Here is a 21,477-nt window from a genome sequence, read left to right as displayed (position 1 = left end):
TATGCTTTTATAATTTAAAAACAGTCCATTGATCTTGCTGGTTATCCCAGTAAGACAATTCAGCTTGATCCAGATCGCTAAATTGAATCCACATATCTTTACCGGCCTTGTCAGCATAACCGGTACTGATCAGAAGCGCATCCTCGGTAATTTCCATCACCCAGCCCTGGTAAGTTTGACCATTCAATACAATTTTTTGTTGATTGCCTGATTCAGCAAATTCCACCAGACGATTGATCAACGCTTCTGACATGTAAATATCCTAAAATTAACGAAAATAGGGATAAGGGTTGACCACACCGCGGCCCTTGCCCTGTAAATAGATTCCATAATGCAGATGAGGAGCAGTATGCCGGGCATTACCGCTATTGCCGACATAACCGATCAGCTGGCCTTTTTTGACATAGTCACCCACTTTTAAACCGCGCTTATGTCCGTCCAGATGCGCATAATAATGCCAAGAGCCACCTGAACCCAGAATCCAGACTACTTTACCACCCAAATTGTTATTACGTAAATCCGCAATCAAACCCTCAGTCGCGCTAAAAACTTTGGTTCCACGTGGAGCCATGATATCAATGCCTTCATGCAGACGTCCGCGACTGCGCGAAGCGCCCCAGGTATCTGTTAATTCACGTGCCTGTACGCGTGCCACCGGGATTGGCAGAGAAGAGGGCATACGCTTATTTTGCAGTTTTTGCACGAGGATGGGATTGAGCTGTGCAGAAGGGGACTGTTTTGGCGTACTACTACAAGCGGCCAGCAGCACAGTGATTAAAGCAACCCAAGTGAAAGCAAGGTATTGGCGCACGCTATTCATCCTTAAATATTGGCAATGCTCTATGAGCTGTTCTGTCTTTTTGCTTTATTCTGACTATGTCATACATTGACTGCAGAGATCAATTTTTTCATCGCGGTGGGAACGCCGGAATTAATTGCCGTATCTGGACTCATCCAGCTGGCCTCCAGTTCAATCGCCAGATGTTCCTGCTGATCTTGATCGACCGCAAAAACAATCGCTTCAAGGTGCCAGGTAAAATGGGTAAAACTGTGGCTAATCTGGGTTTTTTTGACGATATTTTTCAGGCCCAGCTGCTGGCATTGCTGTTCAAATTCATATGCATTTTCAATAATCGGCAGACACCAGAGACCGCCCCAAAGACCGCTATTGGGACGTTGTTGCCAAAGCCAGTCTGTACCGGACTGGATCAGCAAGACCTGTGCAGATCGTACTGGAACCGGTTTTTTGGCCTTCTTAAAAGGTAATTCATTTTCCAGTCCTTGCTGATGAGCCTTGCAATGCTGCTGCATCGGACAATACAGACATAAAGGCTTTTTCGGGGTACATACAGTTGCACCCAAATCCATAATCGCCTGGGTATAGTCATGATTGCGCTCGATAGGACAGAGCTGTTCCGCCAGTTGCCAGAGAGCACGCTCATGCACTTGTTTGGAGAGATCATCTTCAATGGCAAAGAAACGTGACAGTACCCGTTTAACGTTACCATCCATGATTACGCCATATTGACGTAAACCCAGTGACATCAGGGCGCCCGCGGTAGAACGGCCAATGCCGGGCAAAGCCATCCATTCTTCCAGGGTTTGAGGGAACTGCTGCTGTGCTGTCACGATGCCGGCAGCTTTATGCAGATTGCGGGCGCGGGCATAATAGCCGAGACCGGCCCAGTAGGGTGCGACCTCATCCCATGAGGCTTGACCCAAGTCCTGAACAGTCGGAAAACGCTGGATAAATCGTTCGAAATATTGCAGTACAGTTTTGACCTGGGTTTGCTGCAACATGATTTCAGAGACCCAGACTTTATAGGGATCATCTGTCACCTGCCAGGGCAAGTCATGACGACCATGCACATCAAACCATTCTAACAGGGCATCTGAAAATACAAACATGAACACCTAGCAACCGAATAAGCAGCAACTAGTATAGCGGAATCAGCAGGGTGGGAATGTGAAAAGTGGGATAAAAACGTAGATGTTCATCGAGCTTGATAGAACTTGGCTTTCATAAAAATAAATGCTCCGGAGAGCATTTATTTTTGATAAAGAATCCGGTTAATCGTTAATTCCCCAGCGCTCATCCAGCTTCAAGGTCTTGCCTGCATAACGCGGAATAATATGAATATGCAGATGTTCTACCTTTTCCTGAAAAACTTCACCATCAATAAAGCCGACATGAAAACCGGCAGGCTGGTAACGTAATTGCAGTTCATTGCGTGCCTGTTCCAGTAAAGACATCAAACTTTTACGTTCTTTATCGGTCACTTCGAAAAACGAGGCCACATGCCGCAATGGAATGATCACACAGTGACCTTCGGACAATGAATTCGGTTCAGGCAACACCACACCATAATCATTTTTGGCAATGACATCATATTCGTCAAAATTGCAGTAGGGGCAGTTGGTTTCAGCCATCATACACATTCTCCTCTGGTAGGATTTATCTTCTTCTCTTCATGAAGTATCTAAAATATTCAGCCTGTGAACAAGCCGGATAGTTGTTTCTATTTATGCCAAATGACGGTCTAGCAAGGCATACATCGCTGCCAGGCTTTTTCGTTCCGCTTCTGCATTGTAACCAAGATCCACACCATTGGCCTTGGCCCGTTCATCCGCAAGCGGGTTGCTAAAGCCATGTTTGGCATTTTCAAAAACAATTACTTCATGCTCGACTTTGGCAGCATGCATTTCCTCACGGAAACTGGCGACATCATCCAGAGTCACCATGCTGTCGAGTTCACCATGTAGCACCAGAATTTCTGCCTGTACCTGACCTTCCTGAGCTGGGGCTTTCGGAGACAGATTGGCATGGAAAGTAGCCACTGCTTTTAAAGGGGCATTGGAACGAGCCAGATCCAGTACCACTTTGCCGCCGTAACAGAAACCAATGGCTGCAAGTTTTTCAGCATTGACTTCATCCTGCGCTGCCAAGGCATTCAGAGCTGCTGTTGCACGGTTGACGATGGTGTCAGGATCTTCGAAAGTCTGCATCATCCATTCATACGCCTGATCAGAATGGGTGGTCACTTTTTTATCACCATACATGTCTATGGCCAAGGCAGCATAACCATGTTCTGCAAGTTCACGGGCGCGCTGTTCAGTATATTCATTACGCCCCCACCATTCTGGTGCGACCAGTACGCCGGCAACGGCTGTATCTGTTTCTGGTGCGGCAAAATAACCGATTAATGGGCTGCCATCCTGTGCAGTGTAATGAATTTCGCGGGTCTTGATTGCTGCCATGCTGACATCCTCTATTGTTGTTGAATCGCTTGATTAAAACATAACATAGCAAAACTGATAGGAATGTGACATGAAAACCTGCGATTTACGGATACTTAAGCCTATAAAAAAAGAGAGGTCAATATAGAACCTCTCTGATTGTAGATCTGGAAAAATAGGACTTATTATTTAATAATTTCCAGTAATTCCACATCAAAAATTAAAGTACTGTTCGGTTCAATTACATCCCCTGAACCAATCTGTCCATAGGCCAGTTCGGCCGGGATAAAGAAACGATATTTGGCACCTTCTTTCATCAGCTGTAAACCTTCGGTCCAGCCGGTAATGACCTGGGTGGTACGAAACACCACGGGCTGATTACGGGCAATCGAGCTGTCAAAAACCGTACCATCGATCAAACGGCCTTCATAATGTACACGGACATTACTATTTGCGCTCGGCGATTTGCCTTTGCCTTCTTGAAGAATCTGATATTGCAGGCCTGATTGGGTGGTTTTGATCCCCGGTTTTTTAGCATTCTCTGCCAGAAACGCCTGACCAATTCTGGCATTTTCATCCGCCTGCTTTTTTAGGGTAATCAGCTCTTTGGCTTCAGACTGACGCTTAAACTGGGTCAAGACCCGCGCCATGTCTTCTTCACTTAAAGTCGCCTGTTTCCCAGCGGCTGCCGCTTTTAAACCGGCGCTGAAGGCATCCAGATCAATGCCTTGTAAGGAATCTGCATTACTTTTTCCCATCAGATAACCAAAGCTGTAGCCAACCTGTTCAGCCTCAGGACTTTTATTGGTAACTTCTTTGGCAAACAGACTGCCAGAACTCAGCAGTAAAACCATCAAACTTATTTGTATTTTCATGATTAATTCTCAAAATAAAGGAGAGCGCGTTGCTCTCCTTTTCGTGGATTATTTTACTTCAATGAGTTCCACATCAAAAATCAAAGTACTGTGTGGAGGAATCGTACCTGGCACGCCCTGTTCACCATAACCGAGTTTAGATGGGATATACAGAGTGGCTTTACCACCTTCTTTCATCAGTTGCAGACCTTCGGTCCAGCCTGGAATGACCTGATTGAGTGGGAACTCAATCGGCTCGCCACGTTCAACCGAACTGTCAAACACGGTACCATCAACCAATTTCCCTGTGTAATGTACTTTCACAATTGAAGTTGCTGCAGGCTGCTTGCCCGTACCTTCTTTGGTCACTAAATATTGCAAACCAGATGCTGTAGTTTTTACCCCAGCTTTTTTGGTATTTTCAGTCAGGAAAGTATCACTTGATGCCTGAGCCTGTTTGGCACTATCCACTTGCTTCTGCTGCATTTCTTTTTGGAACTGCTCATAAGCTGCTTGTAATTCTTCTTCAGTATAAGCGGGAGCGGTACGGGCATGACCTTCGCGAACGCCTGTCACAAAGCTGTTAATATCCAGCTCAGGTGGAGTTTGATGAGCGACTTCATAACCGAGTGCATAGCTAATTTTAGAAACAGCAGAGGCATCTTTAGATGCTTTTGTGGTTTGAGCAGCTGGGTTTTGAGTTGCATAGTAAACAGGTACTAGCGCGGCACCGCCTAAAAGAACAGCGACAGCAATCGGTAAGGCCTTACTCATGTATTATTCCAATCTAATGTTATCGTTGAGGTTCATTCCATCTTAGCAGAAAATTTTGAGAAATCTTGCAGAATGGGTGGTTTTTTAGCAAGCGGACATCGCAGTTGTGTTGAAGTTTAAAGAGATAAAAAAAACCAGCAATAGCTGGTTTTTCTATCTAAATGGGATCAACCATTTTGTTCTCTAGACTTATAACTATAAATGTAATCATAGCTATAGCTCCCCCCGGCTGAACGCTGAATATCATTCAGGATAAAGCCATTTACGATACTACCGGCCTGTTTAAAGCGGTTTAATGTAAGCTCTAGCTCCTTCATTTGTGTTTTTGCATAGCGCGCCACCACCAAATTGAGTCCAACATATTGAGATACGATAATCGCATCCGTGACTGCCAGGACAGGAGGTGTATCAATAATGATATGGTCATAGTGCGGAATCAGAGATTGTAGTAATTCCTTGAAGCGTACTGAATTAAGAAGCTCAGAAGGGTTTGCTGAACTTTCACCACAGGTGATTACATTCAAGTTCGGAACATTGGTGTTTTGTACCACCTGTTCCAATGTAATCTGCTCATTCAGGTATTCAGTTAAGCCATGCTGATTATCTAGATCAAAATATTTGTGGATATGACCACGACGCAAATCTGCATCAATCACCAATACGCGTTTATTTTTTTCCGCCATGATGACTGCCAGGTTGCTGGAAACAAATGATTTCCCGACTTTTGGTGCTGGACCTGAAATCATGATGATATTGTTTTTGGCTTGGCTTAGGGCGAAATGACTCGCTGTACGTATGCTTCGCAAGCTTTCGATCGCAATATCATCGCTATGTTTAAGAGCTAATACAAAAGGAATCTTTTTCTTTTTGAGTAGTTTTAGCCCAGGTTTCTGACTCGGAGAATGGGCAATATTTGCATACACTGGAAGTTCCAGTTGATATTCTATTTGACTACTATCTTTCACACCAGAACGCAGCATATTGCGGAATAATGCCACCAAGATTCCCACAAAAATACCGAACCAAAAGGCGAGGAACAGAATCAGTGGTGTTTTCTGTTGCACTTGGTCAATGGGTTCAAGTGCGGTATCAATGATATGTACATTGCCAATTTCACCCGCTTTGGCAACACGCAGTTGTTGGTAGGAATTCACCAGGTTGGTATACAGTTGCTGTTTGACTTCGACTTCGCGTGACAGTTGCAAATACTGGCGTTGTATCTCTGGAATATTTTTGAGTGTTGTATTCAGTTCACGAATCTTGCCATTGATCACACGAAGTTGAGCCGTAATTTCTCGCATGGCTGGATGTAGTGCTGCATATTTGGCAGCTATTTCTGCCTGTCTCTGTTCAAGTAAGACTTTTTGTGTTTCTAAGGTGATGCTCTGATTTAAATACAATTCAGATTCTTTAGCGATATCAACTGTATTATGCCGTTGACGAAACTGGTTAAAGGCAAATTCTGCATTATCAAGCTGTTTCTTTAAATCCGGTAATTGTTCATCCAGAAACGCCAGTGTCTGCGCTGTTTCTGTTGAACGTCGCGTAATATTGTGCTGGCTATAAGTCGCTAAAATCGTGTTCAGGACCTTAGTGATATGCTGTTTATCTTGACCCTGATAGCGAAGCTGCAGAACTCCACTCAGTTCGCCTTTTTCTGTCACTGAATAATTGGCAAGAATAGAATCAATCGCTGTTGGTAATGAGAGTTTTTGTACCCGATAGCTGTTATCTAGCTTATCCTGAGTAAAGATGGCAACTTTCCAGTCTCCCTGTGCAGTTTTGGCTTGAACGGGCTGGTTAAGTGCACCCTCAAAGACAGTTTCTTCTGTCACTGGATTGATCAAGCTAAAGCTCTGTGGTTGAAACTTCAGCAGGAGATTTTTATCTTGGTACGCTACGGGAACTTCAAACTGACGGATATCAAAGCTTTTTTCACCTTCTTTAAAGCGTACAGTTTCGGGTTGATATTCGGTCTGAGAATTTCTGCCGTAAATAAGACGATTGATAAAAGAGTCTTCAGTGCTCGCAATATGGAGATCCAGATTTAAACGATCAATCACTGATTCAAGAATCGTGCGTGATTTTAAAACCTCAATCTCAGCATTTGATGAAGACATCTGACTAATAATACTTGACAAGCTGCCTAATAAGGCAGCTGATGCCCCTCTATTTTCTTCGACCTGAACGATTGCATCCACCTTATAGTTAATGGCTGCGGTACGCATGTACAGCAACACTGCCATCAGGCTAAGCAAACCACATAAGAGGATGAGCTTCCATTGCGAGAGCAAGGAAAAGAACACCCCTTTTAGGTCAATCATATTTTCGGTATTGTTATTTTTGTTCATAATTTTACTATCTAAAAGTTTAAAAGTGATTTTTCCAGTCGATGATATATTCTTAAATAAAATTATGAAAAATAATCAAAGACTTGCTGCTTTTGTGAGAAAGAATCCTACATATTTTGGTTTTATTGTCCTTTCTTGAAATATCTAACCCGCATAAGGCCAGATATTTTAATAATGATCAGAAGAAGACAGTTCTTATTGTGTCTGTTTCATATTCAGTATTAAGCACCTAGTACTATAGCTAAATTACCTATCGTATAGCCGAATCAGCGACATATGAAAATGGAAGAATCTGGCTAACAACGCGTTCCCAACGGGTCAGACCTGTGGCATCAACATAGACAATATCATTGCTACGCATTTTGAACTGTTTCGCCAGGCCAAAATCTCCAAGATTTTTTAGACTTAAGTGATATATTTCAGTCATCTGATTGTCTGGATTGCCACGTAAGACATAAATCCGGCTAGAATTCGCGGAATAGGGGTTAATGCCTTCACTTTCCCCCAATACATCAGCGAGAGTCATACCTTGGTCACGTAGTGGTAAGGGCTTATTGGCACTGGCCTCACCCATGACATAGATCTTCTGATTTTCACGAGGACTGATATAAAGAGTGTCATTCGGTTGAATCAATAGCTTATGCAAGGAATATCCAGCCTTTTCCAGTGCAATGGTATTCAGGTCATAGGTTACACCCTGACGCACAAGTTGAATTGAAGTAGAGTCACCTTGCTCATTTATACCACCCGCCAAACCGAGCGCCGTATAAACACTTACTGGTTGGTCAGACAGGTAAAATTGTCCTGCCGATTTCACATTGCCAACCACAGAATAGCGTTGCCCTTGATATGAAATCACGCGTACCACTACATCCGGACGGTTTAAATAAGGTGTTAATAGGCGTCGTACTTCCTGATTCACTTGCGGAAGAGTTTTTCCTGCTGCTTTATAGCGTCCAATGAATGGGAAGTGGATATAACCATTTCGATCAATTTGATAGCCGTTGTTATTATCGCTGGCCGTAGGGGCTGCACTGATTTCAGGGTAAGCCCATAGTTGAAAAGATAAGATATCACCTGGATTCAAGCGATAATCCTGCACCTCGGTCTGAAATAAAGTTGCATAATGATTGAGATTATTCGTTTGAGCCGACTGTACGACAGGTAGGGTTTGCTGATTCAATTGCACCAGATTGACAGGCGTTCCTAGCTCAGTTTGATAGATGCCTTCTTTCGGTAAATTATAGGTTTGAAAGCCGGATATTGCTGCACATCCAACTAGAGATAGGCTTAAGGTAAAAATACCTAAAAGGTGTCTATGGTTCACTTGAAACCCCTTTATTTTTATATATTCAGAATTGGTATTTATTAATAATTATTAATTTTTTAATTCGATTTATGTGATTAACATCTAAAAAATATAATAGATCACATACCTTGTCTATAGCTATTTTTGACCCAATTAAATAACGCCAGGTTAAGACTTTGCAAAAAGTTGGAATAAAATAGACGTGAAAGCTTGATTGAACAAGCGATAGAGATATAGAAAATTTTTTAACGTTATAAAGAATATTAATTGTTTCTAATTGTTATTTTTTAATAGATGAGTTAAATCTTATGAAAGGAGCTATAACGATATAAATTAATCGAGGAAAGTATTTTCATATAATTTTTATCTGATCTAAAGGTTTCTTAGATTGTTGATTTTCATCTAATTCAAGTATTAGTTTAATAATTTATAAAATAATTATACCTTGCAAAAGTTAAAATAAAACATTGTTAATTAAAGTATTGGAATAAAAAAAATGATGAATATTGGGACAATATTAGCTGAAAGGTGTGTAAAGGATTAAGATCAATATAGAGTAAAAATATTTTTAAAAACTAAAATAGATCCATAAAATGTAACTACATTTAAGTATCGGCTTTTTTTGTAAGTGGCTTGTGTAATAGAATTAATATATCTTATGAACAAATCAATAAAAATAGATATGCCCAGAAAGCAGTAATACATTAAAAATAATTTGTGAAAAGTAAAATAAAAATATTAAAGGACACTAAAAATGGTGATGAAAATATTGGTGACCGGTGGGGCTGGTTTTATTGGATCTGCTGTTATCCGGCATATCATTAAAGAGACCGAACATCATGTTTTAAATGTTGATAAGTTAACTTATGCAGGTAACTTGGAGTCATTAGTTTCTGTATTGGATCACCCTCGTTATCAATTTACTCAAACTGATATTTGTGATCATGTATCTTTAGCGCGATTATTCTCAGCCTTTGAGCCAGATGTGGTCATGCATTTGGCGGCAGAGTCTCATGTGGACCGTTCGATCGATGGACCGGCTGAATTTATCAGTACAAATATCGTCGGTACCTATACCTTATTAGAGGTTGCACGAAAGTATTGGCAAAATTTGGCTGAAATTAAAAAATCCAGATTCAAATTCCACCATATTTCAACAGATGAAGTATATGGCGACTTAGAAGACACAACTGATCTATTCACTGAAACCACCCCTTATTTACCAAGTTCGCCCTATTCGGCAAGTAAAGCCAGTTCAGATCATTTAGTTCGGGCCTGGTATAGAACCTATGGTTTACCGGTGGTTGTCACGAACTGTTCGAATAATTATGGACCTTATCATTTTCCTGAAAAACTGATTCCTTTGATGATCTTAAATGCTTTGGAAGTTAGACCATTACCGGTCTATGGGGATGGTCAGCAGATTCGTGACTGGCTTTATGTTGAAGACCATGCTCGTGCTTTATATCAAGTTGCGACTCAGGGTGTTGTGGGTGAAACCTATAATATTGGTGGATGGAATGAAAAACAAAATATAGACGTGGTTAAAACCATTTGTCAGATTTTAGATGAATTAAAACCGCTGTTGAATGGGCAAAGTTATGAAAGCTTAATCACCTTTGTTAAGGATCGGCCTGGACATGATTTACGCTATGCCATTGATGCTTCAAAAATTGAGCGGGAACTGGGGTGGAAGCCACAGGAATCATTCGAGACCGGTATCCGTAAAACTGTGCAGTGGTATCTGGATAATCTGCAATGGTGTCGTCGCGTGCAGGATGGTTCTTATCAGCGTGAACGTTTAGGGGAGGCAGTCTAATGGCTAGCACAACCAAAGGGATTATTTTAGCCGGTGGTTCGGGAACACGTTTGCATCCGATTACCAAAGGCATCTCGAAACAGCTACTTCCGATTTATGACAAACCGATGGTTTATTACCCATTATCTGTCCTGATGTTGGCCGGTATCAATGAAGCTCTTGTCATTAGTACGCCAGAGGATATTGAGGGATTTAAGCGTTTATTAGGAGATGGTTCACAGTTTGGCATGGAGCTGAGTTATGTAATTCAGCCTCGCCCTGATGGTTTGGCACAAGCCTTTATCCTGGGCGAAAAATTTATTGGCCAAAGCAATGTATGTCTGGTGCTGGGCGATAATATTTTCTACGGGCAAGGTTTTACCCCTATGCTACGCCAGGCTGCAGCACGGCAAAAAGGAGCAACGGTATTTGGTTATCAGGTGAAAGATCCTGAACGCTTTGGTGTGGTGGAATTTGATGAACAGCAACGTGTGATTTCAATTGAAGAAAAACCGAAACATCCTAAATCTAACTTCGCTGTAACGGGTCTGTATTTTTATGACAATGATGTCATTCAGATTGCCAAACAGGTTCAACCATCCGAACGGGGCGAGCTTGAAATTACCTCGATTAACCAGGCATATCTGGAGCGTGGTGATTTAAATGTTGAATTGTTGGGGCGTGGATTTGCCTGGTTAGATACAGGTACACAGGGCAGTCTGCTTGAGGCTGCTCAATTTGTAGAAACTATTGAAAAACGTCAGGGTTATAAAGTGGCCTGCTTGGAAGAAATTGCATTGAATAATGGCTGGTTGAGCAGAGAGGAAGTTTTAGCGATTGGTCAAACAATGAATAAAAATGGCTATGGACAATATCTGATTTCTTTAGTGGGGAAATAATAATGAGTTTAGTTAAATTAATTGATTTACCTAATTTAGGTGATGAACGAGGTGGATTAGTTGCAATTGAATCAAATCAATCTATTCCATTTAAAGTTAAACGTCTTTATTATATTTTTAGTACTTTGAATAAAGCTCGTGGTTTTCATGCCCATATTGCTTTGAAACAAATAGCTATATGTATAAAAGGTAGCTGTCGATTTATATTGGATAATGGGTGTATTAAAGATGAAATTATTTTGAATTCTCCTTTAAAAGGATTATATATAGAATCTTTGATATGGAGAGAAATTCATGATTTTTCTGAAGATTGTGTGCTATTAGTATTAGCAAATAATTATTATGATGAAAATGATTATATTCGAAATTATCAGGATTTTTTAAAAGAGGTAAATAAACTAATTATAAATTTAACAGTAAATAATTAAATATATAATATGATAAAAACACAAGAATGATTAATTTTCAATGTATTTTTTGTGGAATGATATTTAAAAAATAATTAAAAATTAATAAATATAGTAGAACTAATTTTTTATATCAATAAATATAGAAGTAGCACATTGAATATACGAACAACTATTTGAAAATAAGCTCTTATTTTAGAGTTATATTCCCTAATTTTTTGATTTTTTATGAGATTGATAAGAATGATTCCTTTTCTTGACCTAAAAGCGATAAATGCTCAATATCTTGATAAACTTATCGTAGCTTGTACACAGGTAGTTGATTCTGGCTGGTATATATGTGGCAAAGAGGTAGACGATTTTGAAAGGCATTTTGCGCATTATTGTGGAACGCAGTATGCCATAGGGGTTGCCAATGGTTTGGATGCTCTTATTCTGACCCTGCGTGCATGGAAAGAATTGGGTAAGCTAAATGAAGGAGATGAAGTCATTGTGCCTTCAAATACTTATATTGCGAGTATTTTGGCTATTTCACAAAATAATCTAAAACCGGTGTTGGTCGAACCAGATCTTAATACTTTAAATATTGATACTAAAAAAATTGAAGCAGCTATTACTACCAAAACAAAGGCGATTTTACCCGTTCATTTATATGGACAGCTTGCTGCAATGCCAGAAATTATGGTGATTGCCAAGAAATATAATTTACTGGTCCTAGAGGATTCAGCACAAGCACATGGTGCTGAAATAGATGGTAAAAAAGCAGGTAATTGGGGAGATGCCTCAGGCTTCAGTTTTTATCCAGGTAAAAACTTGGGGGCATTAGGAGATGGGGGCGCGATTACCACCAATGATGCCGAGTTAGCCAATATGCTGAAGGCGATACGTAATTATGGTTCGCATGAAAAATATAAAAACCTGATGCTTGGAGTAAATAGTCGTCTTGATGAAATTCAGGCGGCAATTCTGAACGTAAAACTGAAATTTTTGGACCGAGAGAACCAACATCGCCGTCAGATTGCAGATATCTATTTAAAAGAAATTCAAAATCCAGCCATTGATCTTCCACTCATAAATATAGACGCGGAAACTTATACCCAGCATGTTTGGCATTTGTTTGTCATCCGAACCCGACATCGGGAAGAATTACAAAAATATCTGGCAGACCATGGGGTACAGACACTGATTCATTACCCGATTCCACCGCATAAACAACAAGCTTATAAAGAGTGGAATGACTTAAGTTTACCAATTTCAGAACAAATTCATGCCGAGGTCTTGAGCTTACCGATCGGACCTACTTTATCTATGGATGAAGCAAAGCAAATTGTTCAGTTATGTAATGGTTTTCAAATATAGATGAATTTACTTACGACCAGCGTACTCAATGGTGTGGCGGTGCTGATTAAGACCCTAACCCTATTTGTACTAAATAAAATTTTGGCTGTATATCTGGGACCGACTGGATATGCCGCTTTAGGACAATTCCAAAATTTTATTCAAATGGTAACAACTTTTGCAGGTAGCGCAATTAATACTGCCGTCATTAAATATACGGCCGAGTATCATGAAGATCAAAACAAACAACGTGCAATCTGGAAAACAGCAGGCAGTCTTGTTTTTCTATTCAGCCTGATTTTTGCAATATTAATTTTAATTTTCCAAAACCAGCTATCACTTTATATATTTCATACCCTTGAATATCAAAATGTTTTCGTATGGTTTGCAGTATTTTTAATATTTTTTAATTTTAATACATTGTTTTTAGCAATATTAAATGGCAAAAAAGAAATATTAAAATTGGTCATTGCTAATATTTCAGGCAGTTTATTTGCTCTTATTATTACAAGTATTTTAGCCATAAAACTACATTTATATGGTGCCTTGATTGCATTATCCATTTATCAGTCTATTGCATTTATAGCCACGTTATTTCTGTGTTGTAGAGCGGACTGGTTTAAATTTTCGTCTCTTTTTGGAAAAATAGACTTCGAAATTACTAAAAAATTTAGTTCTTTTGTTTGGATGGCATTGGTAAGTGCGATCTGCGTGCCTTTATCGCAAATGTTGATTCGTGCCTATTTAAGCCAGGAGTTTGGCGTGGCATATGCAGGATACTGGGAAGCGATGATCCGTCTAAGTACCGTATACCTGATGCTGGTTACCACAATATTGGGGGTCTATTACTTGCCGCGCCTATCAGAGCTCAAGATGCTTGAAGAAATTAAGAAAGAAGTCTATTTAGGCTATAAGTTCCTTCTTCCAATGGCTGTGGCAGGAGGCATAATTGTTTTTGTGTTACGTGATTGGATTATCAATGTATTGTTCAGTCCCTCCTTCGCACCTATGCAAAGCCTGTTCTTTTGGCAAATGATGGGCGATGCATTAAAGATAGGGAGCTGGATACTAGGTTATTTAATGTTAAGCAAAGCCATGACCAAACTGTATATCTCTACAGAAATTATATTTACTTTATCCCTTCTAGTTTTGAGCTATGTATGTACCCAAGTTTTTGGATTTGAAGGGGTTTCGATTGCTTACCTGGTAAATTACGGGATGTATTGGATAGTCATCAGTTTATTTATATTTAAACCATTAGAATAAAAAGAGATATAATATGAAAATTGAACACCCTTTAATTTCTATCATTATACCAAGTTATAATCATGAGAGATTTGTGTGTGACAGTATCCAGAGTGTCATTGACCAGTCGTATCAGAATATTGAGTTAATTGTCATTGATGATGGATCTACAGATTCTTCAGTAGAAAAAATCCAAGAACTGATTCCGCTCTGTGAAAAACGATTTACCCGATTTGAGTTTAGACATCGACCCAATCAGGGCTTGAGTGCAACCTTGAATGAAGCATTAGAATGGACACAGGGAGAATATTTTTCTTCTCTGGCTTCAGATGATATAATCTTAAAAGATAAAATAAAAATACAATCCGAATTTTTAAACCAGAACAAAAATTTTATCGCAGTATTTGGAGGAGTGGCAGTTATTGATAATGATTCTAATCTTGTCAAAAATAGAATTAAAAAAAGACAAAGTTATAATTTTGAAAAAATTTTATTATTAGAACATGAGTTGCCAGCGACTACGCAACTGATCCGATCTAAAGCTTTGAAAAAAATTGGCGGTTATGATGCTAAGGTAAAAATCGAAGACTGGTATATGTGGTTGCTTTTAGCACAGGAGGGAGAGTTATGTTATCTTCCGGTTATTTTTGCTAAATACAGGCTACATGATAATAATATGCATAAACAGACGTCTCTTATGCATGATTCGAGAATGATGATTTTAAATGAATACCAAAATCATATTCTATTTAATAAAGCAAAAAAAAGAGCTTTATGGATAAATGCATTTGAGTTGGGGTTGTTTTCCAAAAAGCAATCATTAGAAAAAATGCTAAGCATTTTGAGAGAATATCCATCTGAAATTTTAACATATGATTTTTTCAGGTTTTTTTACTGGTTACTTATTAAAAAAGATTTTTAATATAAATAAGTTCGATAAATATTATTGATTTTGTTAGAGAATACCATTTTAAAATATATTAAATAAGAAAATAATTAAATTAATAATATAAAATATTAATCGGTTCTTTTGCTTTTCTGTCGAGCAAAAGACAATAAAAAAGGAATGGATAATGATTATTTTAAATGAAACTAATTCAAAAAATAACATTATTTTTTTAAGTGATACTAATATAAGAGATAAGTCAATTATATATCTTATACTATTTTCATTTTTTTTATCTCAGTTTTATTTTTGGTCAAGTGGAGTTCCACAATTCAGCCATATTTTTATTATGGGTGCCATTTTATTGCTATTTAGCAAAAGCTCTAAAATAAATATTGAGTATTCAAATATAATTTTATTATTCGTTGCTTATGCAATTTGTGTAAATTTTGCTTGGTATTTAATTGTTCTAGATTCAAGTTATATGATGTCGACAGTTTACTGGATATTTAATTTGTTGTTTTTTCTATTAATGATGAATTTAAATCAAGTCCAGATAAAATTTTTCTATGAAAAATTATTATTCCTTATTCCTTTTTCCTATATTGTTGAAATTATTATCTGGGCAAGTAACTTAGGTCGTTATGATTTTGAACCTCGATACAATGGTCTTTTTAATGATCCTAACCAGATGGCATTTTGGGTACTGAGTAGCTGCGCAATTTATCTGTATATTTCAGGAAACGGTTTTAAAAAAATAACTGTCTATTTTTTAGCTTTATTCTTGATTTTATTGACCATGTCAAGATCTGCTTCAGTTGGTTTTTTAATGTTAACTCTGGGACTTATATTTAGTCAAAAAGGGGACCTGAATAAAAGAATATTTGTATTCATTGGAACATTAGCGTTTTTTGGAAGCTTAAGCTACTTTTTATATAGCTTGGGGGTTTTTGATAGCATTGCACTACGCTTTATAGAAGGGTTAGATCAAAGAGACAGTCAGGTAGAAGGACGTGGTCTTTTTAGTTTTTTAGATTATCCTCAATATTTAATTTTTGGGGCTGGACAAGGTGCTCACTGGTTATATAACCCTACCGGAAATGAAATTCATTCAACTTGGCTAGGTATCTTGTTTTATTATGGAATTATAGGTATATCCTTATTTTTAATATTTCTATACCAAATATTTAAGAAATTATCACTATCAAACAAGATGATATTCTTAGGACCAATGTTATATGGGTTTACCACCTATAGTGCAAGAACGCTGATTTTTTGGTTTTTATTGGCAGCTTTTTTAATATTTTCAAATAATAATAAGGAAGAATAAATATGTATATTTCTATAGGAATTCCATTTTTTAATGCTGAAAAATACTTAGAAGATGCGATTAAATCGGTTCTGGCCCAAACTTTTCAAAACTGGGAATTAATATTGGTAGATGATGGATCAACAGACCGGTCTTTAGAGATAGCTCGATCATTTGTTGATCCTCGAATCCGAATCATTTCTGACGGTTCTAATAGAAGATTACCTTATCGCTTAAATCAGATTATCAATGAAGCAGAATATGACCTTATTGCACGTATGGATGCTGATGATTTAATGGCAGTAGATCGGCTTGAAAAACAGATGAAAGTCTTAAATGAAAACCCAAAGATTGATTTAGTGGTAACCAGTTTATATTCTATTGGAAATAAAAATGAGATCTTAGGAAAAAGAATTTTTTCTAACCACCAGATGCAGCCAAAAGAAATTTTGCAAGGGTTGACAAATTTATTACATCCTTCACTTCTTGCACGTAAGACATGGTGTCAAAGAAATCCTTATCAGGAAAATAACTGCCTAGCTGAAGATTATGAATTATGGTTATCAGCAGCTATAAAAAATGATTTTAATTATGTGGTTATGCAAGAACCCTTATATTTTTATAGAGAAGTGGAAAATGTAAAAAAAGAAAAAATGATTCGTGGATATAATACTCAAATTGAAGTGATTAAAAAGTATTATAACAATGTCATATCTGATCTTGAAAAAAATAAGATTGTTCTAAAATTTGAAATAAAAAAAATGATTGTAGAAATATTAAGTTTTTTGAATTTAATGCAAATTTTAAATAAGCGTAGGATGACTACTGTTTCTGAAGACGATAAAAATTTTTATATGTCACAATTAGAACTTATAGGACGATTAAAATAATGATAAATAAAAAAATTGCTATTATAGGTTCTACTGCTTATAACCTTTATAATTTTCGTAAAGATTTTATTTTTGCATGTTTAGAGCAGGGTCATCAGGTTTATGCTTTTGTCTCCGAGTATGATGATCAGTGGCTAGATATAATTAAAAATCTTGGAGCAACTCCTATTTCCTATCAACTTAGTCGTGGGGGATTGAACCCATTATCTGATCTATATTCTATTTTTCAGCTTATAAATAAAATAAAAGAAATTCAACCTGATATAGTCTTTTCATACTCAACTAAACCTATTATTTATGCTACTTTAGCTGCTTATAAGACAAATGTTCCCTATATTTATGGAATGATTGAAGGCTTGGGTTCACCTTTTACCATTCATAAGCATGGTCAAAGTTTAAAGACTAAATTCATACGCTTTGTACAAATTTCTTTATATCGGCTTGCATTTCCATATTTAGATAAAATTATTTTCTTAAATCGCGATGATCCTAAAGATCTAGTACATCGTTATAATCTTCCCCATAAAAATAATGCAATTGAAGTCTTAGGACCAATTGGCCTTAATTTACAAGAGTATGCCTATACGAAATGGGATGCCGAGAAAAATTTATCTTTTATCTTTATTGCGAGGTTAATTGCTGAAAAGGGTATATTTGAATATTTAGAAGCTGCTCGAATAGTTAAAGAAAAATATCCTGATATAACATTTAAAATTATAGGTGGATTAGATCCTGAAAACCCAACTGGTTTGAAGCAAGAACAATTAAATCAATTGATAAAAACAGGAATTATAGAATATGCTGGCTTCGTTAAAGATGTGGATCAAAGAATACGTGAGAGTGCAGTTTTTGTATTACCCTCCTATTACCGTGAGGGCGTACCTCGTAGTACACAAGAAGCAATGGCTATAGGAAGACCAGTGATTACTACTGATGTACCTGGCTGTAATGAAACTGTGATAGATGGTGTTACAGGTTTCCTAATTTCTAAATGGGATGTAAACGCATTAGTAAAGAAAATGATTTATTTTATAGAGTATCCTGAACAAGTAAATAAAATGGGGTATCAAGGATTTTTATATGCTAAAAAAAATTTTAATGCTGATCATATAAATCATAGATTATTACAAATATTAGGAATGAATTAGCTTAGAATTTATTTAATAATATTTTTATTTATAAAAATAATTTTGATTAAATTTAACTTAAAAATAATAAGTAGAGAATTTTTAACTTATATAGGAGATTGCAATGGGCGAAAATATAAGCTTTAAAATAAAAAAATACGAAGATTCAGATAAAATAATGTGGAATAAATTTTTATTAAAATGTAAAAATTATCACTTTATGTTTAATCGGGATTTCATGGAGTATCATTCTGATCGTTTCGAAGATTTCTCTTTAATATTTAAAAATGATGAAGATGAAATTATGGCTTTATTACCTGGAAATATTAAAGATAATATTTTTTATAGTCATCAAGGTTTAACCTTTGGTGGATTTTTATTTGACAGAGGGATGCATGCTGCTGATATGCTTGAACTCTTTACTCAATTAAAGATTTTTTTTAAAGAAAAAAATATTGAAAAAATTATATATAAATGTATTCCAAGTATTTATCATAATTATCCAGCGCAAGAAGACTTATATGCTTTATTTAGAAATCATGCCAACCTTTATCGTAGAGATATTAGTGTTTGTATTGATTTAGAGGAAGAATATTCATATTCGGAAAGCAAAAGAAGATCAATTAAGAAGCTCAAAAAAAATGGTATTATTTGTGAAGAAATAGATCAGCCTAGTATTGTTTGGGGGGTTATTCGTGAAGTATTACGTGAGCATCATAACCAACAACCTGTCCATAATGAAATTGAAATAGATTTATTGAAAAGTAGATTTCCTAATAATATAAAAGCTTATAAGTGCTGTCTTGATGGTAATATTGTGGCAGCAGCAGTTACTTTTGAAACTGAGAGAGTGGTTCATATTCAGTATTTGGCGAGTAATGATAAGGGCAGAGAGGGAAAAGTATTAGATTATCTGATTGATTTTTTAATAAATAACAGTAAAAAATTTGCTAAAATATTTGACTTTGGTATTTCTAATGAAAATGAAGGGAAGTTTTTAAATAGGGGGTTGATTAATCAAAAAGAAAGATTTGGTGCTCGTGCGATTGTACATGATTTTTATACTATAGATTTTTGACATACTCGCCCATTTTCGACAAGCTCAAACCTGTTTTATGATCACGATCTTATTTTTCAGGGCTTGTGGTGGTGCGTCTTTAGATGTAATTAAGAAGTATATTCAAAGTCAGCAGGGTTAAAGCTTTGTGAAATTCACCTCCACCTTGACTGTCGGGGTGGAGTCCTCTTCCCTTACAGATAGAACTTTATTTTACAAGCCCGTAACTACAAGCTTTTTCAAACGTTATTATTGAGTGATTTAATTGAGTGATTTAGCTTGTAGCTATAATTTAGCTGAGCCAACTCCTCGTTCTTCTTCTATTCAAGCAAATAACTCACAAGATTTAAATAAAATCTATTTTTATGCAGATGTATGAAAGCATACAAACATCAGTCTAGGGATAATTGCTAATAGTAAAAATGATATATTTGATATAAATATAAAAAATATACGTTTTTCAGTTATATAGAAAAATTTCAGGTACTTGTTAATGCTATACACTTGCTAAATCAGCCTCTTTACGTTTTTGATGTAGTCAAAATATGGAGTCAATTGATGAATTTAATCACATTCTTCTTTGTTAAATCACATTTTGTCACATTTTTTTTAGTGTGACCTATGTTGTATTTTATGAATTTTTATTTAAAAAAATTACCGCTACTTTTCTATATTTATTGAGGATATTTACTAGATACTATGAAGTGCTAATCATTCACGAAATAGCTTATTTTATTGATAGGAGAACAAAGATTTTATTGCAATATTAAATAAATTTTCATTTATAATATTTAAATTAAGGTTTTAATAAAAAAACACTAATATAAGATTATTTTTAGGTCGATAATTCCATCTAAGATATATTGCTACTTAAGAAATAAAACCCTTGATATGATTAATAAAAAATAGACATATCGAGGTGTTTATTAATGTATCTAAAAAAAGAAAAAGCTAAGATCAAAAATAATGAAGAAAATACTATTTTAATATATAAGCCTTTATCTGATAGAAAAAATACTATTATATTAAAAAAATATTCTAAAAATAAAGGAGAGTGTAAAAGTAAAATAATAAAATTTTCTTCAAAAAAAGATCAATTAGATAAAATGGGTAAAATAAAATCTAGACATTTTGTGCATGAAGATAATTGGATATCAAAAGAATCTTTCACGCCTCAAATTTATTTTTATTCTATTGCTGATTTAATGAGAAGTAAAAGGGAGATATCTAAGCGAGTGGTTGATATAGTGATTGCATTCATGGCTTTGCTTATATTATTCCCGGTTTTTATTATCATCGCTTATAAAGTACGAAAAAATTTGGGTTCACCTATTCTCTTTTATCAAGAACGACCGGGTAAAAATGGTCAATTATTTAAAATGATTAAATTTCGTTCTATGCGGAATGCCGTAGATAAAGAGGGCAATCCTTTACCAGATAAGTTTCGTATTACTGCATTTGGACAAAAGTTACGCTCTAGCAGTTTAGATGAAATGCCACAGCTGATTAATGTTTTGAAAGGAGAGATGAGTATTGTTGGACCGCGGCCTCAAATGAAAGAATTTCTTGAACATTATACTGATGAACAAATGCGACGGCATGAAGTTAAACCTGGTATGACAGGGCTTGCTCAGGTAAGTGGGCGCAATAATTTATCCTGGGAAGAAAAATTTGCATTAGATATACAATATGTTGAACAGCATAATATGTGGTTAGATTTTAAAATCATGTTTAAAACAGCTCAAGTGATGTTGAGCCAAGAGGGAATTAATGCTCCTAATCAGGAAGTTGGTGCTGCGCGGTTTTCGGGAAAAAACATGCCTGAAACTCCTTTATTTACAAAAGAAGTAAAATAATGTGATCAAAAAATTGATTATTGCTGACGCTGGTTGAAGCATGTATTTCCTAGTCAATAATGGTTGGGTTTCAAAGCAATATTGCACGTGAGGAATCAAATGATGTGTGCGGCTGTTCTGGATACAATGATATTCATTAC

At 36.5% G+C, this 21,477-nt stretch carries 20 protein-coding genes; 11 read left to right on the top strand and 9 right to left on the bottom strand.

Translation table 11 applies throughout. From position 1 onward, the window contains the following. Positions 1 to 7: 7 nt before the first annotated feature. The 9 genes from ACNPNW_RS18700 to ACNPNW_RS18660 all read right to left on the bottom strand — a co-directional run bounded on the left by ACNPNW_RS18700 (position 8) and on the right by ACNPNW_RS18660 (position 8,543). Positions 8 to 253: a hypothetical protein gene (locus ACNPNW_RS18700; protein ID WP_004647674.1), complete on the bottom strand. Its 246-nt coding sequence runs from the start codon at positions 251 to 253 to the stop codon at positions 8 to 10. 15 nt (positions 254 to 268) lie between these two features. After that, positions 269 to 811 carry a M23 family metallopeptidase gene (locus ACNPNW_RS18695; RefSeq protein ID WP_420938114.1) on the bottom strand — a complete coding sequence of 181 codons (543 nt, stop codon included), beginning with the start codon at positions 809 to 811 and terminating at the stop codon, positions 269 to 271. A 68-nt stretch (positions 812 to 879) separates the two neighbouring features. Further along, positions 880 to 1,908, bottom strand: coding sequence for an A/G-specific adenine glycosylase (mutY, locus tag ACNPNW_RS18690; protein ID WP_420938113.1), 1,029 nt, complete (start codon positions 1,906 to 1,908; stop codon positions 880 to 882). 162 nt (positions 1,909 to 2,070) lie between these two features. Beyond that, complete coding sequence (locus ACNPNW_RS18685; protein WP_026055739.1) at positions 2,071 to 2,430, bottom strand: HIT family protein; 360 nt, start codon at positions 2,428 to 2,430, stop codon at positions 2,071 to 2,073. Positions 2,431 to 2,523: 93 nt separating this feature from the next. Further along, positions 2,524 to 3,258 carry a dienelactone hydrolase family protein gene (locus ACNPNW_RS18680; protein ID WP_262442919.1) on the bottom strand — a complete coding sequence of 245 codons (735 nt, stop codon included), beginning with the start codon at positions 3,256 to 3,258 and terminating at the stop codon, positions 2,524 to 2,526. Between the two features lie 164 nt (positions 3,259 to 3,422). Continuing rightward, the gene (locus ACNPNW_RS18675) at positions 3,423 to 4,112 is read right to left on the bottom strand and encodes an FKBP-type peptidyl-prolyl cis-trans isomerase (RefSeq protein ID WP_253114180.1); all 690 of its coding nucleotides are present in this window, start codon (positions 4,110 to 4,112) and stop codon (positions 3,423 to 3,425) included. Positions 4,113 to 4,160: 48 nt separating this feature from the next. Then, positions 4,161 to 4,865, bottom strand: a complete 705-nt coding sequence (locus ACNPNW_RS18670) for an FKBP-type peptidyl-prolyl cis-trans isomerase (RefSeq protein ID WP_253114182.1) — start codon at positions 4,863 to 4,865, stop codon at positions 4,161 to 4,163. A 167-nt stretch (positions 4,866 to 5,032) separates the two neighbouring features. Then, the gene (locus ACNPNW_RS18665; protein ID WP_219307813.1) at positions 5,033 to 7,216 is read right to left on the bottom strand and encodes a polysaccharide biosynthesis tyrosine autokinase; all 2,184 of its coding nucleotides are present in this window, start codon (positions 7,214 to 7,216) and stop codon (positions 5,033 to 5,035) included. A 250-nt stretch (positions 7,217 to 7,466) separates the two neighbouring features. After that, positions 7,467 to 8,543, bottom strand: a complete 1,077-nt coding sequence (locus ACNPNW_RS18660) for a polysaccharide biosynthesis/export family protein (protein ID WP_219307811.1) — start codon at positions 8,541 to 8,543, stop codon at positions 7,467 to 7,469. A 742-nt stretch (positions 8,544 to 9,285) separates the two neighbouring features. Between ACNPNW_RS18660 and rfbB the strand changes: the two genes are divergently transcribed. From rfbB to ACNPNW_RS18605, 11 genes are all read left to right on the top strand, one after another. Then, complete coding sequence (rfbB, locus tag ACNPNW_RS18655; protein WP_420938118.1) at positions 9,286 to 10,344, top strand: dTDP-glucose 4,6-dehydratase; 1,059 nt, start codon at positions 9,286 to 9,288, stop codon at positions 10,342 to 10,344. Further along, complete coding sequence (rfbA, locus tag ACNPNW_RS18650) at positions 10,344 to 11,222, top strand: glucose-1-phosphate thymidylyltransferase RfbA (protein WP_420938108.1); 879 nt, start codon at positions 10,344 to 10,346, stop codon at positions 11,220 to 11,222. The genes rfbB and rfbA overlap by 1 nt, the downstream gene beginning before the upstream one ends. Before the next feature lie 2 nt (positions 11,223 to 11,224). Then, positions 11,225 to 11,650 carry a sugar 3,4-ketoisomerase gene (locus ACNPNW_RS18645; protein ID WP_448767344.1) on the top strand — a complete coding sequence of 142 codons (426 nt, stop codon included), beginning with the start codon at positions 11,225 to 11,227 and terminating at the stop codon, positions 11,648 to 11,650. A 222-nt stretch (positions 11,651 to 11,872) separates the two neighbouring features. Then, positions 11,873 to 12,988, top strand: coding sequence for a DegT/DnrJ/EryC1/StrS family aminotransferase (locus ACNPNW_RS18640; RefSeq protein WP_448767343.1), 1,116 nt, complete (start codon positions 11,873 to 11,875; stop codon positions 12,986 to 12,988). Beyond that, the gene (locus ACNPNW_RS18635; protein WP_420938105.1) at positions 12,989 to 14,233 is read left to right on the top strand and encodes an O-antigen translocase; all 1,245 of its coding nucleotides are present in this window, start codon (positions 12,989 to 12,991) and stop codon (positions 14,231 to 14,233) included. A 13-nt stretch (positions 14,234 to 14,246) separates the two neighbouring features. Then, a complete protein-coding gene (locus tag ACNPNW_RS18630) occupies positions 14,247 to 15,134 on the top strand; it encodes a glycosyltransferase family 2 protein (protein WP_448767342.1) in 888 nt (295 codons plus the stop codon). A gap of 151 nt (positions 15,135 to 15,285) precedes the next feature. Next, positions 15,286 to 16,428: an O-antigen ligase family protein gene (locus tag ACNPNW_RS18625; protein ID WP_448767341.1), complete on the top strand. Its 1,143-nt coding sequence runs from the start codon at positions 15,286 to 15,288 to the stop codon at positions 16,426 to 16,428. 2 nt (positions 16,429 to 16,430) lie between these two features. Then, a complete protein-coding gene (locus ACNPNW_RS18620) occupies positions 16,431 to 17,297 on the top strand; it encodes a glycosyltransferase family 2 protein (protein ID WP_448767340.1) in 867 nt (288 codons plus the stop codon). Next, positions 17,297 to 18,445, top strand: a complete 1,149-nt coding sequence (locus tag ACNPNW_RS18615; protein WP_448767339.1) for a glycosyltransferase family 4 protein — start codon at positions 17,297 to 17,299, stop codon at positions 18,443 to 18,445. The genes ACNPNW_RS18620 and ACNPNW_RS18615 overlap by 1 nt, the downstream gene beginning before the upstream one ends. A gap of 103 nt (positions 18,446 to 18,548) precedes the next feature. Next, positions 18,549 to 19,502, top strand: a complete 954-nt coding sequence (locus tag ACNPNW_RS18610; protein ID WP_448767338.1) for a GNAT family N-acetyltransferase — start codon at positions 18,549 to 18,551, stop codon at positions 19,500 to 19,502. Between the two features lie 1,202 nt (positions 19,503 to 20,704). Continuing rightward, positions 20,705 to 21,337: a sugar transferase gene (locus ACNPNW_RS18605; protein ID WP_448767348.1), complete on the top strand. Its 633-nt coding sequence runs from the start codon at positions 20,705 to 20,707 to the stop codon at positions 21,335 to 21,337. Positions 21,338 to 21,477 lie beyond the last annotated feature (140 nt).

The organism is Acinetobacter endophylla (assembly GCF_053543775.1).
Note: the sequence above shows the minus strand (reverse complement) of the source record. Positions and strands in the feature narration are given on the sequence as shown.

Excerpts from the sequence above, each read along its gene's own strand:
- ACNPNW_RS18700 (WP_004647674.1), bottom strand. The coding sequence starts at position 253 with ATGTCAGAAGCGTTGATCAATCGTCTGGTGGAATTTGCTGAATCAGGC.
- mutY (WP_420938113.1), bottom strand. The coding sequence starts at position 1,908 with ATGTTTGTATTTTCAGATGCCCTGTTAGAATGGTTTGATGTGCATGGT.
- ACNPNW_RS18685 (WP_026055739.1), bottom strand. The coding sequence starts at position 2,430 with ATGGCTGAAACCAACTGCCCCTACTGCAATTTTGACGAATATGATGTC.
- ACNPNW_RS18680 (WP_262442919.1), bottom strand. The coding sequence starts at position 3,258 with ATGGCAGCAATCAAGACCCGCGAAATTCATTACACTGCACAGGATGGC.
- ACNPNW_RS18675 (WP_253114180.1), bottom strand. The coding sequence starts at position 4,112 with ATGAAAATACAAATAAGTTTGATGGTTTTACTGCTGAGTTCTGGCAGT.
- ACNPNW_RS18670 (WP_253114182.1), bottom strand. The coding sequence starts at position 4,865 with ATGAGTAAGGCCTTACCGATTGCTGTCGCTGTTCTTTTAGGCGGTGCC.
- ACNPNW_RS18665 (WP_219307813.1), bottom strand. The coding sequence starts at position 7,216 with ATGAACAAAAATAACAATACCGAAAATATGATTGACCTAAAAGGGGTG.
- rfbB (WP_420938118.1), top strand. The coding sequence starts at position 9,286 with ATGAAAATATTGGTGACCGGTGGGGCTGGTTTTATTGGATCTGCTGTT.
- rfbA (WP_420938108.1), top strand. The coding sequence starts at position 10,344 with ATGGCTAGCACAACCAAAGGGATTATTTTAGCCGGTGGTTCGGGAACA.
- ACNPNW_RS18645 (WP_448767344.1), top strand. The coding sequence starts at position 11,225 with ATGAGTTTAGTTAAATTAATTGATTTACCTAATTTAGGTGATGAACGA.
- ACNPNW_RS18640 (WP_448767343.1), top strand. The coding sequence starts at position 11,873 with ATGATTCCTTTTCTTGACCTAAAAGCGATAAATGCTCAATATCTTGAT.
- ACNPNW_RS18635 (WP_420938105.1), top strand. The coding sequence starts at position 12,989 with ATGAATTTACTTACGACCAGCGTACTCAATGGTGTGGCGGTGCTGATT.
- ACNPNW_RS18630 (WP_448767342.1), top strand. The coding sequence starts at position 14,247 with ATGAAAATTGAACACCCTTTAATTTCTATCATTATACCAAGTTATAAT.
- ACNPNW_RS18625 (WP_448767341.1), top strand. The coding sequence starts at position 15,286 with ATGATTATTTTAAATGAAACTAATTCAAAAAATAACATTATTTTTTTA.
- ACNPNW_RS18620 (WP_448767340.1), top strand. The coding sequence starts at position 16,431 with ATGTATATTTCTATAGGAATTCCATTTTTTAATGCTGAAAAATACTTA.
- ACNPNW_RS18615 (WP_448767339.1), top strand. The coding sequence starts at position 17,297 with ATGATAAATAAAAAAATTGCTATTATAGGTTCTACTGCTTATAACCTT.
- ACNPNW_RS18610 (WP_448767338.1), top strand. The coding sequence starts at position 18,549 with ATGGGCGAAAATATAAGCTTTAAAATAAAAAAATACGAAGATTCAGAT.